Here is a 14880-nt window from a genome sequence, read left to right as displayed (position 1 = left end):
CTGTTCAACTGTCCGACCTGCCTTCTGTTGGCAGAGTCAGAGACGGTTAGCGAGCCGGTTCAGGTATCTCCCGACAACCTCGCGGTAGCCGGTTTCCGGTTTTTTGCCGTGGCGGCATAGGGGGCAGCGGGTTACGAAGAGCGATGTCCGCTGTTACGTCCGGTTTAAGAGAAGACCGCGGCTAAATTGGCTGCCGAGATGCGGGCTGGCGTGCCCTCGATGTTCTTCCGGCGTCTATAAGCCGGAGCGTGTCGCCGCGGCCCGCGAGGGCGACGCCTGCAATGGCCGGGGCAACCAACTCGCCCTTATTCGCGCCGGTGCCGAAGCCGACCATTGAAACCGGTGTTGAGGCTATGACACTTGCCGTGCTGAGGGTGTTCGACCAGCACGCGCGGGCAAAATAACTGTCGGCGACGACTGATCTCGTTCCAGCACTGCTCGTCAGGCGCCCGGCAACGTAATCGAAGAGGACAATTACTGCGATGAAGGAGTCCGGTGATGGCCCGTTTGAGACGCGCCGAGGGACACCAAGAATGTCCGGTTATTGGGGAAGACGAGAAGTAGACGGCGCCTGTTGAATTCGACGCGAATGACCCGAAGCCGACTCCGGCGAGGCAGCGGAAACTTCAGCACGTTCGACGAGTGTGCGGTAGCGCGCGGGCCGCGAGCTGTCGAAGACAATCCCTACAACTTCTCAACCGAACCCCGCACTATCGAAGACAATCCCTACAACTCCTCAATCGAAATTCGCACGGTCATCCAACGCATTGGATGCTGGATTCTGAATTTTTGGTCTTGTGATTGGCGAGCTTCGTTCCAACTACGCCGATGCAATTCCGCCACCTTGGAAGCCCATCCGATCTATCAAAGGAGTCTCCGATGTCCTTGCATACCTCGCTGTCACGACGCGGCTTCTGCACATGCTGTGCCGTAGCCGCCGCCGCTTTCGCAACCAACCGTGGCTGGTTGAAGCCTGACGAGGCCTACGCCGAGTCACGCAACATCGTCGATACGATCCGCGACGCCGCCGCAACGATGCCCCTCCAGGTCCACAAGCTGCGTGGCAACGTGACGGTCCTCGAAGGCTCCGGAGGCAATATCGCGGTCCTCACCGGCGAAGACGGCAAGCTGTTCGTCGATGCCGGCATTACCCCGACACGGCCGCGGATTCTGGAGGCGGTCAACAGCCTTAGCCGCGATCCGATCAAACACCTGATCAACACCCACTGGCACTTCGATCACACGGACGGCAATCAGTGGCTAAACGAAGAAGGCGCTGCCATTCTGGCTCACGAGAACACGCATAAGCATTTGCTGACTGCCCAGAGGGTCGAGGACTGGGACTACAATTTTCCTTCGCCGCCCTTGGCCGCGGTGCCGACCGAGGTGTTCGCTTCGGAAAAACGCCTCAGCCTCAATCGCTCCACCCTCGATCTGAAGCACTATAGCCCCGCGCATACGGACAGCGACATCTCGGTTCGCTTCGCTGAGGCTGATATCCTCCATTGCGGAGACACTTACTGGAACGGCTTCTATCCGTTCATCGACTATTCGACCGGTGGCAACATCGACGGGATGATCCGGGCGACCGAGCAGAACATCGCCGCCACCAGCGGCGAGACCATCGTCATTCCCGGCCACAACATGCCGGGCCAAGCCAGCGCCGTGAGCAACAAGGACGAGTTGATCGGCTATCGCGATATGCTCGTCGCCATCAGGGAGAAGGTCACAACGCTCAAGCGGTCGGGCCGCTCGCTCGATGAGACCATCGCAGCCAAGCCAACCGAGCAGTTCGACGCGAAATGGGGCCGGTTCCTCATTACGCCGGCCTTGTTCACCAGGCTGGTCTACGAGGGCGTCTGATGGCAAATCCTGTCGTAGGTTCGAAGGCCCCGCGTTGGCCGGTCGCACCATCAGCGACGGCACCCGCGACGGCAACGCCGCCGCCGCTGCTGGCATTGCCGGTGGCGTCCGTAGCGAGGACAGCTTCCGCGGTTTCCCGCTACGCGGCTTGTGCGCCGGCATCGGCACAAGATGGCGATTATGGGCGCTCACCTGACCTGCTCGCCGTCCTGAAATGCAAACAATATCTCCGCCGCGGTATGCACGGTGAAGCGGCTTTCGTCATTGAACGAACGCATGAGTGCCCAATCCTCGGCGGGCGCCTTCTTGGCGAAGGCCGCCACACGGTGCTCCTGCCCGCTTCTAGGCGCCGGGATTCCCGCACTTGTGATCGGACTAGGCTATGGCGCTTATTGGCTCGTCCGCCGCCGCCGTAACGCTAGCTGATTTTCCGAGAGACTTACATAAATTGAAACGAGGCCGCTCTTTGGCGGCCTTTTCGTTTTTCCTTTGCGAGCGTGCTGTCCGTTCATGGCCCGAATGCGAAGTCCGCGCGGGATCGGAAATCGTCTGCTTATCGGGGTAGATCGGAAGTGACTGGTCGACCTTCCAATCGGCGCTTTTGACCCAAAGGCGACGTGGCAAGTTGCCACTGCAATCAGGCGAAATCATAGATGTCCGGAGTACCTCGATGTAGAGGATAGCATTTTCGCATCGGTATCGCCTGCAGGATCAGGAAGGTTCTGCTTGTTCCATCAGTCCAGCGAGGCTGCGTCTTGGGCGGCCTCTGCCTTCACGGCGCTCTTCAGCGAACGGATCCATTCCGTGTCGCCCACCGATTGAGAGAGAAGCCGCGCTCCGATCATGGCCGCGAACAGAACCTTGGCTTCCTGATCGGACGACGCGCCGTTCGTACCGCGCGACTTCGCCAAGTGATCGAGAAACTGTGCGTACAGAGCCTCCGTCCCGTCCCTGTAGGACTCGCGCGAGGACTCGTCGGCGGCCTCGGCCGTCACGTGAGGAGCGAAGGCGATCATCGGACAAGCCTGATCGGCCCCTTTCTTCGTCAGATAGTAGTCGACGATGGCGGCCGACCGGACGCCCGGATCGTCGTACTTGCGTTCGCAGACCTGCCGCCAGGCGGCGGATGACTGCTCGAAGGTCAGGGAGAAGACTTGCTCGACGAGGGCGTCCTTGGACTTGAAGTGCTTGTAGAAGCCGCCAACCGTCATGTCAGCGGCGTTCATGACCTCGGCCACCGAAACGCTGTCCACACCGAACTCGCGGAAGAGGCGGGACGCGCACTTCAGGATCTTCTGCCGATTCTTCTGCGCCTGCTCCTGCGATGAGCGACCCATGTCCGTTGTTCCTTTCCGAACTCGATCGAGATCCGCGACTTTACGCCGGCCTCGGTCGTAAGAAACCGCCGTCCCGCAAGCAATCGTGACTGGCTAGAATAGATTATATATATTATCTATTTTTTTGAAAGTCTCCAAAGCCACGTTTTCGCGAAGGAACTCGACATGGCGACCACCTACGACCCCAAGATCACGGCGCTTCTCTGCATCGATTTCTACAACGATTTCCTCCATCCAGACGGCAAGCTTTGGCCTTCGGTCAAGGACGTCGCCGAGCAGGTGAACCTGCTCGACAATCTCCGTGCGATCGTCGTCGCCGCGCGGGAGGCCGGGATCAAGATCATCCATGTACCGCATCACCGCATGGAGCCCGACACCTACAAGGACTGGAAGTATCCGTCGCCCTATCAGTTGCAGGCGGCGAAGAACATGATCTTCGCCCGCGGTCAGTGGGGCGGCGAATTCCACGATGATTTCAAGCTCCGGCCGGGCGATCTCTGCTGCACGGAGCATTGGGCTTCGAGCGGCTTCCCCAATACCGACCTCGATCAACTGCTGAAGCGGCACGGCAAGGAAAAGATCATCTGCGTGGGTCTGCTCGCCAATACCTGCCTGGAGGCCACCGCCCGCATCGGCATGGAGCTTGGTTATCACGTCACCTACGTGCGCGATGCCACCGCTGCCCGCTCGCCCGAGGCGATGCATGCGGCGGTCAACATCGACGCGCCGACCTATGCCCATGAGATCGTGACGACCGCCGAACTGATCGCGGCGATCAAGGCTTCCCCGGCGGCGGCCGCGGCGTGAGAGGAAGCGACGTGACTGCCGATATCGAGACTGCGGTCCACTATCGGTACGTGGAGCCGCTGCCAACCGAAGGAGGTTTTTGAGATGCCCGTAGCCAAGATTCATGTGCACGAAGGTGCGTTCAAGGATAGCGAGCTCGCCGCAATCGGGACGGCCGTACAGGCAGCACTGGAGGAAGTGCTCTCGGTCCCGCCGGAGGACTACTTCCGCATCACGCACGTTCTTCCGAAAGGACAGTTCGTCCACACGCCGGCTTTCGTCGGCTGTACGTACAGCGATCGCTTCGTCCTCCTCGAGCTGACCTTTATCTCCGGTCGCCCGAAGGAGAAGCGCCTGGCGTTGCTCGCCGCGCTGAACCGGCTCGTCGTGGAGAAGGCCGGCGTGAGGGCGGACGACCTCGTCGTTCTGATCTATGAGATGCCCGGCGAGAATATCTCCTTCGGCCAAGGGCTCGCGCAGCGAGCGCATATCTCGACCTGAGGGGCTCCGCGCCCCGTCATGTCCGGCCGTGCAGACGAAATGATCGAATAGCTCGACAGTGTGCTGCAGTGCATGAGTCCGAAAATGGCCCTTCGCGACAGGTTGCGCAGCGCGGAGACATGTCCGCAGTTTGGGGTAGACCGGAAGTCTCGGGCTGCGGGGGAAACCGGCGCGATTGACCGCACCGGACATCGCGCCCTATCGCTGCCATGCCGCGCTGATGAACGGCGCGGAAGCAAAAGCCAGCGCCCGCTTTGCAGTGATGCCCTTCCCCTGTACCATCATGAAGACGACCGGCGTTCAGCGGTCGCTACAGCAAGGGGAGGGTTTTCATGCGTCGCAACATTATCGCCACGCTCGCGCTCCTGTTGTGGGGAGTGGGGCTCACCGCCTCCGCGGTCTCGCAACCTGTTAAGCTTGGTGTCCTCAACGACCAGACGGGACTGTACGCGGATCTGACCGGCATGGGCTCGGTCCACGCCGCGCGCATGGCGGTCGAGGATTACGGCGGCAAGGTGCTGGGCCGGCCGGTCGAAGTCATCTTCGCCGACCACCAGAATAAGCCCGACGTCGGCGCCAACATCGCGCGGCAGTGGATCGAGACCGAGGGCGTCAACCTCATCCTCGACATTCCCAATTCGGCCGTTGGGCTCGCCGTGCGCGAGGTGACGCGCACGCACGACGCCGTTGACATCAATACCGGCGCCGCCACGTCGGATCTTTCCGGAAAAGCCTGTTCGCCGCACGGCGTGCACTGGAGCTTCGACACCTACGGCCTTGCGGCGACGATCGGCCAGGCGTTGGTGAACCAGGGCGGGGATAGCTGGTTTTTCATCACCGCCGACTATGCATTCGGGCATGCCCTCGAGCGTGACACTTCAGCATTCGTCGTGGCCGCCGGTGGCAAGGTGGTGGGGGCCGTGCGCCATCCGCTCAATACCGCCGATTTCTCGTCCTTTCTGCTGCAGGCGCAAGCCTCGAAGGCGAAGATCGTCGCGCTCTCGAACGCTGGCGGCGACACCATCAACGCGATCAAACAGGCCGCGGAATTCGGCTTGACCCGCAGCAGCGACCAGCGCGTGGCTGCGCTCCTGCTGCAGTTTCCCGACACCCACGCCCTTGGGCTCGAAGCGGCGCAGGGTCTGACCGCGAGCGAGACTTTTTTCTGGGACCTCGACGACGTGACCCGCGCCTGGACCAAACGCTTCCTCGCCCGCAACGGCGGGAAACCGCCAAGCATGATCCATGCCGGGACCTACGGGGCGACGTTGCATTACCTCAAGGCGGTGGCGGCAGCTGGCATGACCGATGCGACCAAAGTCGTCGCCAAGATGAAGGAACTGCCGGTCGACGACTTCTACACCAAGGGCACGGTGCGCGAGGACGGGCGTGTGATGCGGCCCTATTATCTGCTGCAGGTGAAGAAGCCCTCGGAATCCAGATACCCGTTCGATTATCTCAAGATCCTTGCCACAGTGCCGGCTGAGAAAGCGGCGCGGCCGCTGAGCGAGAGCGCTTGCTCGATGGTGAAGCACCTCTGAGATTGGTCGCGGTGACGTGTCGGCGGCTCGCACGCCCGTCGGGCGTCGCTATCATCGGTTGTTCTCTGACCTCGACGGGCCTCCGTTCCGCCCGCGCACAAACGGGCGCTGTTCTGTAGCGGCCTTCGAAGCGCGGCGCCCGGACCAGAGATGGATTGGTTCGCCTGCGCTCCGCTCGGCGCCCCTGGAATGGCTCGCTCGCGACCAGAGCAGTTCGGGCATGACCGCTTCTGGCCCTGATGCGAACTGCGAGCGGACTTTAAAATGGTCCGCTTATCGGGTGAGACCGGACGTGACTGGCCGACCTTCCAGACGGTGCTTTTGGACCCACAGCGGACGTTGCCCATCGCCCGGCGTCCCGTTACGGCATTGTCCCTGACCGGTTCGGGCAGGAATGACTTCGGGGGACATGTCTAACACGGGCTACGCACTGACAGGCTTCGTCTTGTGGGCGCTGTTTCTGGCACTAATGCAAGCCATCCGAACCTATCTCGTCGCGACAGGAAAGGTCCCGGCCAACGCCTTTCACGCCAGACAATGCCAGACGTCCCCTCCGGGGGTGCCCAGCGGAACGATGCATAATCACGCGGCCATTAGACGCACTATGCAAAATCGTTCTGTGCAGTCCTCCCTGGAACGAGTGGTATGATCGGCATCGTGGAAACTCGATCATGGAGGTATTTGCTCCGACTAGATTTGTAGTCTGTAAACCTGCAACCCATCTGGGAGGAAACCATGAGGTATCATCTCAATGCATCGCGGATGTGGGGTTGTGTTGTACTTGCTTTGGCGTTCCCGGTGAACGCTGACCCCGCTGTGGCGGAAGAAGCAGGCCAATGGTTCGGTCGAGCCGTTCTGGTCACCCTGTCGAATAAGAGCGTGAAGCTCGAAAACCGGGCCGACCATACGGTGTCGGTCACCGAATACGATGGCGCCGTGTTCAATGCAGACGGCAAGCCCTTCCTCGACAAAGCTCGCTATCAGGTGGTTGATCTGACGGATGCTGGCACTTCCAGCGGCGGCTACAAGACATTCACAGAGGCCGACGGGTCCAAGGTCTTTGCCAAGTACGTTCTGAAAGACGCGAAACTGCCGGAGCTACGCGGCACCTTCGAGTTCATTGGCGGCACGGGGAAGTATGCGGGGATCACGGGCCGCGGCGACTACCACGTCGTCCTGATCAGCGACACGGCGTTATGGGATGAACTCCGCGGCGAGTACAAGATTCCAGGGACCGTTGGAAGGTCGCGACCTGATCCGGCCAGATGAGCGTTGAGAACTCGCTATGGCGAGCGCCGTGCATTCACGGGAGAGGTGCTCAACTTGGGCACAAAACCAACATAAGCACCCCACTAGATACGAGCGGGATGTAATGACTAAGGGTCGGCAGCGGTCGGTCTGGCACCGCCCAATCTGATTTCCGCTGTTGGCCCATGGCCGAAATCTGGATTGAAGATCGCCACGTCAGCTCACCGGGGTAGACCGGACGCCGCTCAGCGCGGCGTCAAATGCCGCTTGTGACCCAAAGCGGGCAAGAGTTGATCTAAATCAACACAAGTCGTCGGCCGCCTCCGGAAACTCGATGTCGGAGAGCACACGAAGCCGCGGTGCCGCCCAAGGATGAAATCGTCGATGATAAAGATCACTCTGATGATTTGCGTCGCCCTCATGCTGTTGGCGTCGAGTGCGACTGCGCAAAAGCCAGTAGGACCCTGCACAGCGGACGAGATGAGGTTGTGCGCCGGAATACAGCCAGGTCGAGACAGTCTCCGCGCCTGTTTTCGAGAGCACATCCAGGAACTTTCAGATGCGTGCCTCTTGGCACTTGCTAGGCTTAGTGCGGTTGACAAGACATGCAGGGAGCGGCTCAACCGAGAGTGTGCCAGCGTCGAACCCGGACAGGGCCGCCTCGAGTCTTGCCTGAGGTCTGCTGCCGCCAAGCTGGACGATTATTGTAAAGGTGCTCTTAGTCGCGCTATCCCCGGCGCCGGCAGTACCCGGTGATGATCGCGGAAGGACCTTCGTTGCTGCGAAGTCCGGAAATGGCCCGACTGCGAAGTCCGCGCACGATCGGAAATCGTCTGCTTATCGGGGTCGATCGGAAGTGACTGGTCGACCTTCCAATCGGCGCTTTTGACCCAAAGCCGACGCGGCCATCGAACAACGGCACGCCGCCAAGACTCGGCGGTTGTTGCCAGCAGCATCCTATGACACCATCCAGGTGCGTTTTTATGGCTTCTGGATGCCTATGCCACGTCGGAAATATACTTGGGAAAAGCTGTCGGACGAGCAGTTGCTCGAGCAACGCCTCAGTAGCCTGAAGGTTTCGGTCGAAGACACCTGGCTCGAGGATTGTCTCAGAACTCTATACGAAGAGCTTCAGGCGCGGGGCATCCGGCTGCGGCCACACGCATGGATATCGAGCGAATGGTTTAGTCCGGCAAATGTGCCGGGCATCGCCATCCCATTCTATCTCGCCCATCCCCGACTTATGAAGATCGAGAAGAAAATGATGCTCGACGTGGAGGGTGGCACCTGGTCCGAGTGCATGGCCATTCTCCGTCACGAGGCAGGCCATGCCGTGCAGCACGCCTACCAGCTGCAACGCCGCCGGCGTTGGCAGCAGTTGTTCGGCCCGTCTTCGAAACACTACCCCCTCTACTACCGGCCCAATCCGGCTAGCCGGCGTTATGTCCAGCATCTTCGGCTCTGGTACGCGCAGAGCCATCCGGACGAAGATTTCGCCGAAACCTTTGCAGTGTGGTTGCGGCCGCGGTCGAACTGGCGGACACGGTATGCCGGTTGGCCAGCGCTGAAGAAGCTTGAATATGTCGACGAGCTGATGGGCGAGATAGCAGGGAAGCGGCCGCCAGTCACGACGCGCGAGCGTACCGATCCGCTGCATAAGCTCAGTCAAACGCTTGGCGAGCATTACCAAAAAAAGCAGGCGTTCTACGCCTTCAAGCCACCGAAGACATACGACCGCGACCTCTCCCGCCTGTTCTCTGCTGACCCACGGCATCGGCGGCAGCAACCGGCTTCGGTTTTTATCAGACGGCACCGCGCCCAGATCAGACAGCTGGTTGCGCGGTGGACGGGCGAGAACCAGCTTACGCTCGACGCCGTTCTTGACGATATGATCTCCCGCTGCCGCGAACTCGATCTGCGTGCCCCCGGCTCCGAACGGAAGCTTGTGCTCGACTTCACCGTCCTGTTGACTGCCAAGACCATGCACGCGCTGTTCGGCCCGTCGCGGCGCAAATGGATCGCGCTATGAGACGTCTGCGCATTCTAGTGCTGATGCATCCGGACTGCGTGCCCCCGGACTCGACCGACGGATACACCGCGCGGGAAGTCAACGCATGGAAAACGGAATTCGACGTCGTGAGCACCTTGCGTGGGGCTGGCCATGACGTTCACCCGCTCGGCGTGCAGGAGGAAATCAAGCCGGTGCGCGACGAGATCGAAGGTTTCAAGCCCCATGTGGTATTCACGTTGCTGGAGGAATTCCACTATGCGTCCGCGTATGCCCAGCATATCGCCAGCTATCTCGAGCTGATGAAAATCCCGTATACCGGGTGTAACCCGCGCGGCCTGATCCTGGCGCGCGGCAAGGATCTATCCAAGACACTGGTGCACCATCGCCGGATCGCGGTGCCCGCCTTTGCCGTGTTTCCGATACGCCACAAGGTCAAACGGCCGGCGCGCCTTGCGCTGCCGCTGGTCGTCAAGAGCCTGAACGAGGATGGGTCCTTCGGAATCTCGCAAGCATCCATCGTCGATACGGACGAGCAGCTCGCAGAGCGCGTCGCGTTCGTTCACGAGCGGCTCGGTACTGCCGCCATCGCCGAACAGTACATCGAAGGACGTGAACTATATGTCGGCGTGCTCGGCAACAATCGGCTGCGCGTTCTGCCGGTCTGGGAATTGAAGTTCGGCAGCATGGGCGGTCAGGGGGCACGGCAGATAGCCACCGAAAAGGCCAAACACGATCCGAGTTATCAGGAACGCGTCGGAATTGTAGATGGGCCGGCCAAGGACCTTGCGCCGGAGGTATCCGCCGGCATTCAGCGAACGGCGAAACGCATCTACCGGACGCTGGGGCTCGATGGATACGCACGCATCGACTTTCGCCTTTCTGCCGACGGCACTCCGTATTTCATCGAAGCCAATCCCAACCCTGAAATAGCGAAGAGCCAGGAGTTCGCTACAGCCGCTCGGTATGACGGGCTTGATTACCCCGACCTGTTGCATCGCATTCTGGTCCTCGGAATCAGCCGGGCAAAGGCAGGCGCATCCGTAGGCTGAAAGACCACGCGAAACGGGCCATTGCGCGAGCTGGTCTGCTTCTGGCCCCGAGCCGACCAACGCTCAAGCCGTTGTTACGTCGGCTGTCGGTGGCAGACCGGACGCCTGTCCATGCTGGGATGCACCGCCGCTTTTGGACCCAAACCGGACACTGGGGCTTGCTGCCGCAAGAGAATGGTCACCCCCTGAACGCCTCCAGCGGCATCCTTAGTTTGCGGAAACAAGTTTCAATCCGATCACGCCTGCCACAATCAAAGCAATGCAAAGCATCCGCGCCGGCGACGCAGAGTCGCCCAGCACTGCGATACCCAGAACCGCGGTACCGGCGGCGCCGATACCGGTCCAGACGGCGTACCCCGTTCCTACGGGAAGTGTGCGGAGCGCCTGCGAGAGAAGAAAGACACTCGATAAACCGGTGGCAGCCGTAAACACCGCGGGTATCAGCAGCGTGAATCCTGCGGACCACTTCATACCGAAGGCGAATCCGATCTCGAGAAGGCCGGCGGAGACCAATATCATCCATGCCATGTGGGTCAATCCATTCGCTAGTCGCCGGGGTTACGGCCTGGCGGCGCTCGTGAGGGGCCCGGATGCGCATGGACGAATCTCCGTGCGCGACGCGTTGCTGATGGCGCCTCAAGCCTTACTGGCGGCGGCAGGGATCGAGCGGAACGAAATTCCCAATCGATTGAACGCGCTCATCAAGCCGATCGCATAGGTGAGGTCAGCAAGTTCCTTGTCGCTGAATTCGCGAGCGGCGGCCTCATAGTCGGCATCGGGAACGCCGGTTTCGGCGACCCGCGTCACAGTTTCGGTCCAAGCCAGCGCAGCGCGTTCGCGCTCACTAAAGACATCCCCTGCGTCGCGCCATACAGGCACCAGCACGAGCTTGTCTGCGGCGACGCCAGACTTGAGCAGATCGCGGGAGTGCATATCGATACAGTAGGCACAGCCATTGATCTCCGACACCCGCAGGTACACGAGATTGACCAGTTGCTTTGGAAGGCCGCTTTTTTGAAGATAGACGTAGACACCTCCGAAAGCCTTGAAGCCTTCCGGTGAAGCCTTGGCGTAATCGATGCGCTTGTTCATGATTGAAATCCTCATCTGGTTGAAGGATTCCATCGTCTCGTATCTTGGCCTATTCAAGAAGGTCCAAGATCGGCCTTTGTAGCTGGGCCATGATTCCAGGCTCCAGAAGATCGGGCCCAAACTGCCGTTACATCAATTTTAAGATGCGCCGTCCGAAATTTTCGGCCGTGCGCCGAGAGTCAATATTCGTAAAATTCAGAAGAAGGGCCGAAACTCCGTCGTTACGCGTCGTCCAGTCCGTGAGCGCCTCCGCGTACAGATTCTGTTCCCGCATGCTTGCAACGAGCCGGCGGTCTGAACGGTTGCCTCGCAGACGCAAGATCAGGTGCATGCCCCCGGGCTGCAAATCTATGCGCACATATTTTCCCAGCACGCTTTCCAGGCCTGCCGCGGTCGCTTCCCGACGCTCCGCATAGAGTTTTCGCATCCGCTGGATATGGCGTGCAAAATGTCCCTCACCGATGAATGCAGTGACGATGGTTTGCGTCAGCCCGGGACAGCCCGCCGAAAGGCTTTCAGTGACCTGCTCAAACTGCTCGACCTGCCCTTCCGGCACCACGAGATAGGCGAGGCGGATGCCTGGAAATAGCACCTTGCTGAACGTGCCAGCATAGAGCACCCGCCCATCACGATCGAGGCTCTTCAACGCAGGGAGCGGGCGGCTGACATAGCGGTATTCGCCGTCGTAATCGTCTTCGATGATCCATGCCTTGTTTCGCGCGGACCAGTCCAACAGCGCGAGGCGCCGGGGTAACGACAAGGACATGCCGAGCGGGCTCTGATGCGCAGGTGTGACCACCGCCGCGTGCGCCCGGGGCGCCCGCTTGACGGCATCGGAAACAACCATGCCCTCCCCGTCGACCGGCACGGAGACGCCTTCAATGTGCATACGGTTGAATATTTCCCGTGTGGGCGGGTAGCCGGGGTCTTCGAGCCAGACGCGATTACCCGCTTTCAATAGGGCATGACCAATCAGTTCAACAGTTTGACGATATCCCGAGGTAACGAACACCTGTGATGGCGAGCAGCTGAGTCCCCGCGAAACCTGGAGGTACCTGGCGATTTCCGCACGCAGCAGCGGCAGGCCGTACACAGAAGGATGGATCATATCAGAAGGCTGCATGGCTCGCACACTGCGCGCGCCAAGGCGCGCCCAGATCTTGCGGGGGAACGCATCCAAGGCCGGCAAGCCCATCTGGAACGGCAGGATGGAATCCGGGCGAAAACTGGCAGTATCGATGTTGGGATTCGGCAGCGGCACCGGGCCAGTAATGGCCGTTCGCGGCTTGAGCTCCGGGCTGACAATGGTCCCTGCCTGCCCCCGTGCCTCGATATACCCCTCCGCGGCCAGCAAGGAATAAGCAGTTTCAATGGTACCTCTGGCCAGCCCCAATTCCTTGGTCAGCGACCGCGCCGAGGGAATGCGGTCACCAGGCTTCAGCATTCCAGTTGCGATAGCGTCGCGAAACCGATCGTAAATTTGCCGGTAGAACGGTGCGGCCGCCGTTGGATCAAGCGGGGAGATTTTTTCAGGTTTCACGGCAGGCATGGCCCGATCCGACCTGTGGAGGAACGAAACCTACTATGCCACAACGGCTCGGATCGGTCTCCACCTCTCGCGGGCTGCAACGCCGAGACTATCGCACGGGCAATCATGGACCACTCGCAAAGCTCATTTATGGCCCTTGGATGCAGGCTGCAATTGCTTATCGTTGATGAACAGAGTTAGACCGCAGCGATTGGAAAGCAGATGATGAAAATACTGCATTTGATTTGCAGCCCCCGCGGACAGGCATCGGAGAGCTACAGATTATCTCAAAAAATCATCGACTATTTGCTGGATAGCGAGCCCACGGCAACCGTCATCATTCGACCGATCGGCCGCGCCATCGCCGATCTCGATGAAAGCTACGCGACTGCTCTTGGCAGCACCGAGCGATCGTCCGCGGAACTGTTTGCCGAGGGCTCCATGTCCCGGTCAGAAGAACTGATTCAGGAACTGGAGAGCGCGGATTTCGTGGTCATCGCAACTCCAATGCATAACTTCACGGTGCCCGTCGCTCTGAAGGCGTGGATCGATCACGTCGTTCGAGTCCGTCGCACTTTCAACGTGACTGCCGAAGGAAAACTGGGCGCACTGCGCGACCGTCCAGTCTTTGTCGCGGTGTCCTCGGGCGGAAGATTTTCTGGCGAGCGCACGCACCAGCCGGATTTTCTCACGCCGTATCTGAAAGCTATCCTGAGCACCATCGGCCTGCATGACCTGACGTTCTTCTCCGTTGAAGGCTCGGCCCTTGGTCCTGATGCGTTCGCCAAAGCCCGCACCAGAGCCGATCAAGCGATGCAGGGGTTCTTTCTCCGTTTTGCGCGTAATTCAAAGGTGTCGTTCCAGCAAGTGGTATGAGCAGCGGTCGCATCGATTCAATTTGCATTCGTGGAGAACAGCATGACTATCGTCAAAGCCGCTGCCGTACAGATCAGCCCCGTGCTCTACAGCCGGGAAGGAACGGTGCAAAAAGTAATTCAGAAGATCGGGGAACTCGCCAAGCTGGGGGCTCAGTTCGCCACGTTCCCCGAAACGGTGGTGCCGTATTATCCCTATTTCTCATTCGTGCAGACCCCTTTCGAGATCAGAACCGGCAAGGAGCACCTCAGGCTGCTCGATCAGGCGGTAACGGTACCCTCGGCCACTACAGAGGCTATCGCCGAGGCTGCGAGGCGGGCCAGGATGGTCGTGTCGATAGGCGTCAATGAGCGGGACGGCGGCACGCTCTACAACACGCAATTGTTGTTCGACGCAGACGGCGACCTAATCCAGCGCCGTCGCAAGATCAGTCCCACTTTCCATGAGCGCATGATTTGGGGCCAGGGCGACGGCTCCGGGTTGCGCGCGGTGGACAGCGCCGTCGGTCGTATCGGCCAGTTGGCATGCTGGGAGCATTACAATCCGCTGGCGCGCTACGCTTTGATGGCGGACGGCGAGCAGATCCATTCGGCGATGTATCCGGGTTCATTCGCAGGTGACCGATTTGCCGAGCAGACACAAGTCAGTATCCGTCAACACGCCCTGAAGCCGGCTGTTTCGTCGTCAACGCAACAGCGTGGTTGGATAGCGAACAGCAAGCGCAGATCATGAAGGACACCGGGTGCAGCATGGGACCAATCTCCGGCGGCTGCTTCACGGCAATCATTTCGCCCGAAGGTGAATTGATCGGCGAAGCCCTCCGTTCCGGTGAAGGTCAGGTGATTGCCGATCTCGATTTCGCGTTGATCGATCGGCGCAAGCAGCTCATGGACTCGCGCGGCCACTACAGTCGACCTGAAGTTCTCAGCCTGGCCATAGACCGCACAGCGGCGGCGCACATCCATGAACGCGGTACGCATCCTTTGCCGATCGTCGTTGAGCCAATTGATGAAGATAAGGTCGAGGCAGCTTAGTGCGGGCGCAATTG

Annotated in this window: 14 protein-coding genes and 1 pseudogene; 10 read left to right on the top strand and 5 right to left on the bottom strand. The window is 60.1% G+C overall.

Annotation, left to right across the window (positions count from 1 at the left end; all coding sequences use genetic code 11):
- Positions 1–879: 879 nt before the first annotated feature.
- Both AC5ZGW_RS23350 and AC5ZGW_RS23345 read left to right on the top strand, forming a co-directional pair.
- A complete protein-coding gene (locus AC5ZGW_RS23350; protein ID WP_028167735.1) occupies positions 880–1863 on the top strand; it encodes an MBL fold metallo-hydrolase in 984 nt (327 codons plus the stop codon).
- 34 nt (positions 1864–1897) lie between these two features.
- On the top strand, positions 1898–2059 hold the full coding sequence (locus tag AC5ZGW_RS23345) for a hypothetical protein (protein ID WP_165435228.1): 162 nt from the start codon (positions 1898–1900) through the stop codon (positions 2057–2059).
- On the opposite strand, the gene AC5ZGW_RS23340 is transcribed toward AC5ZGW_RS23345, so the two are convergent.
- Positions 2052–2186 (bottom strand): hypothetical protein, encoded by a 135-nt coding sequence (locus tag AC5ZGW_RS23340; protein WP_283813261.1) that lies wholly within the window; start codon positions 2184–2186, stop codon positions 2052–2054. The two genes, AC5ZGW_RS23345 and AC5ZGW_RS23340, sit on opposite strands and share 8 nt — an antisense overlap.
- 411 nt (positions 2187–2597) lie before the next feature.
- Positions 2598–3200, bottom strand: coding sequence for a TetR/AcrR family transcriptional regulator (locus AC5ZGW_RS23335; RefSeq protein ID WP_028167736.1), 603 nt, complete (start codon positions 3198–3200; stop codon positions 2598–2600).
- Positions 3201–3365: 165 nt separating this feature from the next.
- Between AC5ZGW_RS23335 and AC5ZGW_RS23330 the strand changes: the two genes are divergently transcribed.
- The 6 genes from AC5ZGW_RS23330 to AC5ZGW_RS23305 all read left to right on the top strand — a co-directional run bounded on the left by AC5ZGW_RS23330 (position 3366) and on the right by AC5ZGW_RS23305 (position 10336).
- The gene (locus AC5ZGW_RS23330; RefSeq protein ID WP_028167737.1) at positions 3366–4007 is read left to right on the top strand and encodes a cysteine hydrolase family protein; all 642 of its coding nucleotides are present in this window, start codon (positions 3366–3368) and stop codon (positions 4005–4007) included.
- Positions 4008–4091: 84 nt separating this feature from the next.
- Complete coding sequence (locus tag AC5ZGW_RS23325; protein ID WP_028167738.1) at positions 4092–4487, top strand: tautomerase family protein; 396 nt, start codon at positions 4092–4094, stop codon at positions 4485–4487.
- A 332-nt stretch (positions 4488–4819) separates the two neighbouring features.
- Positions 4820–6028, top strand: coding sequence for an ABC transporter substrate-binding protein (locus tag AC5ZGW_RS23320; protein ID WP_130226098.1), 1209 nt, complete (start codon positions 4820–4822; stop codon positions 6026–6028).
- Between the two features lie 735 nt (positions 6029–6763).
- Positions 6764–7297, top strand: a complete 534-nt coding sequence (locus AC5ZGW_RS23315) for a hypothetical protein (RefSeq protein WP_130226099.1) — start codon at positions 6764–6766, stop codon at positions 7295–7297.
- 919 nt (positions 7298–8216) lie between these two features.
- The gene (locus tag AC5ZGW_RS23310) at positions 8217–9305 is read left to right on the top strand and encodes a putative zinc-binding metallopeptidase (RefSeq protein WP_245474730.1); all 1089 of its coding nucleotides are present in this window, start codon (positions 8217–8219) and stop codon (positions 9303–9305) included.
- The gene (locus AC5ZGW_RS23305) at positions 9302–10336 is read left to right on the top strand and encodes a D-alanine--D-alanine ligase family protein (protein ID WP_028166633.1); all 1035 of its coding nucleotides are present in this window, start codon (positions 9302–9304) and stop codon (positions 10334–10336) included. The genes AC5ZGW_RS23310 and AC5ZGW_RS23305 overlap by 4 nt, the downstream gene beginning before the upstream one ends.
- A 207-nt stretch (positions 10337–10543) precedes the next feature.
- Here the strand turns inward: AC5ZGW_RS23305 and AC5ZGW_RS23300 are convergent, their stop codons facing one another.
- The 3 genes from AC5ZGW_RS23300 to pdxR form a co-directional block, all read right to left on the bottom strand.
- Entirely contained in the window at positions 10544–10864 is a 321-nt protein-coding gene (locus AC5ZGW_RS23300) for a DMT family transporter (RefSeq protein WP_028167233.1), read from the bottom strand.
- A gap of 108 nt (positions 10865–10972) precedes the next feature.
- The gene (locus tag AC5ZGW_RS23295; protein ID WP_130226101.1) at positions 10973–11428 is read right to left on the bottom strand and encodes a carboxymuconolactone decarboxylase family protein; all 456 of its coding nucleotides are present in this window, start codon (positions 11426–11428) and stop codon (positions 10973–10975) included.
- Between the two features lie 127 nt (positions 11429–11555).
- Positions 11556–12977, bottom strand: a complete 1422-nt coding sequence (pdxR, locus tag AC5ZGW_RS23290) for a MocR-like pyridoxine biosynthesis transcription factor PdxR (protein WP_130226102.1) — start codon at positions 12975–12977, stop codon at positions 11556–11558.
- A gap of 201 nt (positions 12978–13178) precedes the next feature.
- On the opposite strand from pdxR, the gene AC5ZGW_RS23285 reads away from it, so the two are divergent.
- Together AC5ZGW_RS23285 and AC5ZGW_RS23280 are read left to right on the top strand one after the other, a co-directional pair.
- A complete protein-coding gene (locus AC5ZGW_RS23285) occupies positions 13179–13832 on the top strand; it encodes an FMN-dependent NADH-azoreductase (RefSeq protein ID WP_245474731.1) in 654 nt (217 codons plus the stop codon).
- 42 nt (positions 13833–13874) lie between these two features.
- Positions 13875–14866: pseudogene (locus tag AC5ZGW_RS23280) on the top strand (nitrilase-related carbon-nitrogen hydrolase).
- Positions 14867–14880 lie beyond the last annotated feature (14 nt).

The sequence above is a fragment of the Bradyrhizobium sp. Crot121 genome (genome assembly GCF_059512385.1).
This window is presented reverse-complemented; position numbering and strand designations above follow the sequence as displayed.

What these genes read in the sequence shown, in the direction of transcription:
- AC5ZGW_RS23350 (WP_028167735.1), top strand. Translation starts at nt 880, where the DNA reads ATGTCCTTGCATACCTCGCTGTCACGACGCGGCTTCTGCACATGCTGT.
- AC5ZGW_RS23335 (WP_028167736.1), bottom strand. Translation starts at nt 3,200, where the DNA reads ATGGGTCGCTCATCGCAGGAGCAGGCGCAGAAGAATCGGCAGAAGATC.
- AC5ZGW_RS23330 (WP_028167737.1), top strand. Translation starts at nt 3,366, where the DNA reads ATGGCGACCACCTACGACCCCAAGATCACGGCGCTTCTCTGCATCGAT.
- AC5ZGW_RS23325 (WP_028167738.1), top strand. Translation starts at nt 4,092, where the DNA reads ATGCCCGTAGCCAAGATTCATGTGCACGAAGGTGCGTTCAAGGATAGC.
- AC5ZGW_RS23320 (WP_130226098.1), top strand. Translation starts at nt 4,820, where the DNA reads ATGCGTCGCAACATTATCGCCACGCTCGCGCTCCTGTTGTGGGGAGTG.
- AC5ZGW_RS23315 (WP_130226099.1), top strand. Translation starts at nt 6,764, where the DNA reads ATGAGGTATCATCTCAATGCATCGCGGATGTGGGGTTGTGTTGTACTT.
- AC5ZGW_RS23305 (WP_028166633.1), top strand. Translation starts at nt 9,302, where the DNA reads ATGAGACGTCTGCGCATTCTAGTGCTGATGCATCCGGACTGCGTGCCC.
- AC5ZGW_RS23300 (WP_028167233.1), bottom strand. Translation starts at nt 10,864, where the DNA reads ATGGCATGGATGATATTGGTCTCCGCCGGCCTTCTCGAGATCGGATTC.
- AC5ZGW_RS23295 (WP_130226101.1), bottom strand. Translation starts at nt 11,428, where the DNA reads ATGAACAAGCGCATCGATTACGCCAAGGCTTCACCGGAAGGCTTCAAG.
- pdxR (WP_130226102.1), bottom strand. Translation starts at nt 12,977, where the DNA reads ATGCCTGCCGTGAAACCTGAAAAAATCTCCCCGCTTGATCCAACGGCG.
- AC5ZGW_RS23285 (WP_245474731.1), top strand. Translation starts at nt 13,179, where the DNA reads ATGATGAAAATACTGCATTTGATTTGCAGCCCCCGCGGACAGGCATCG.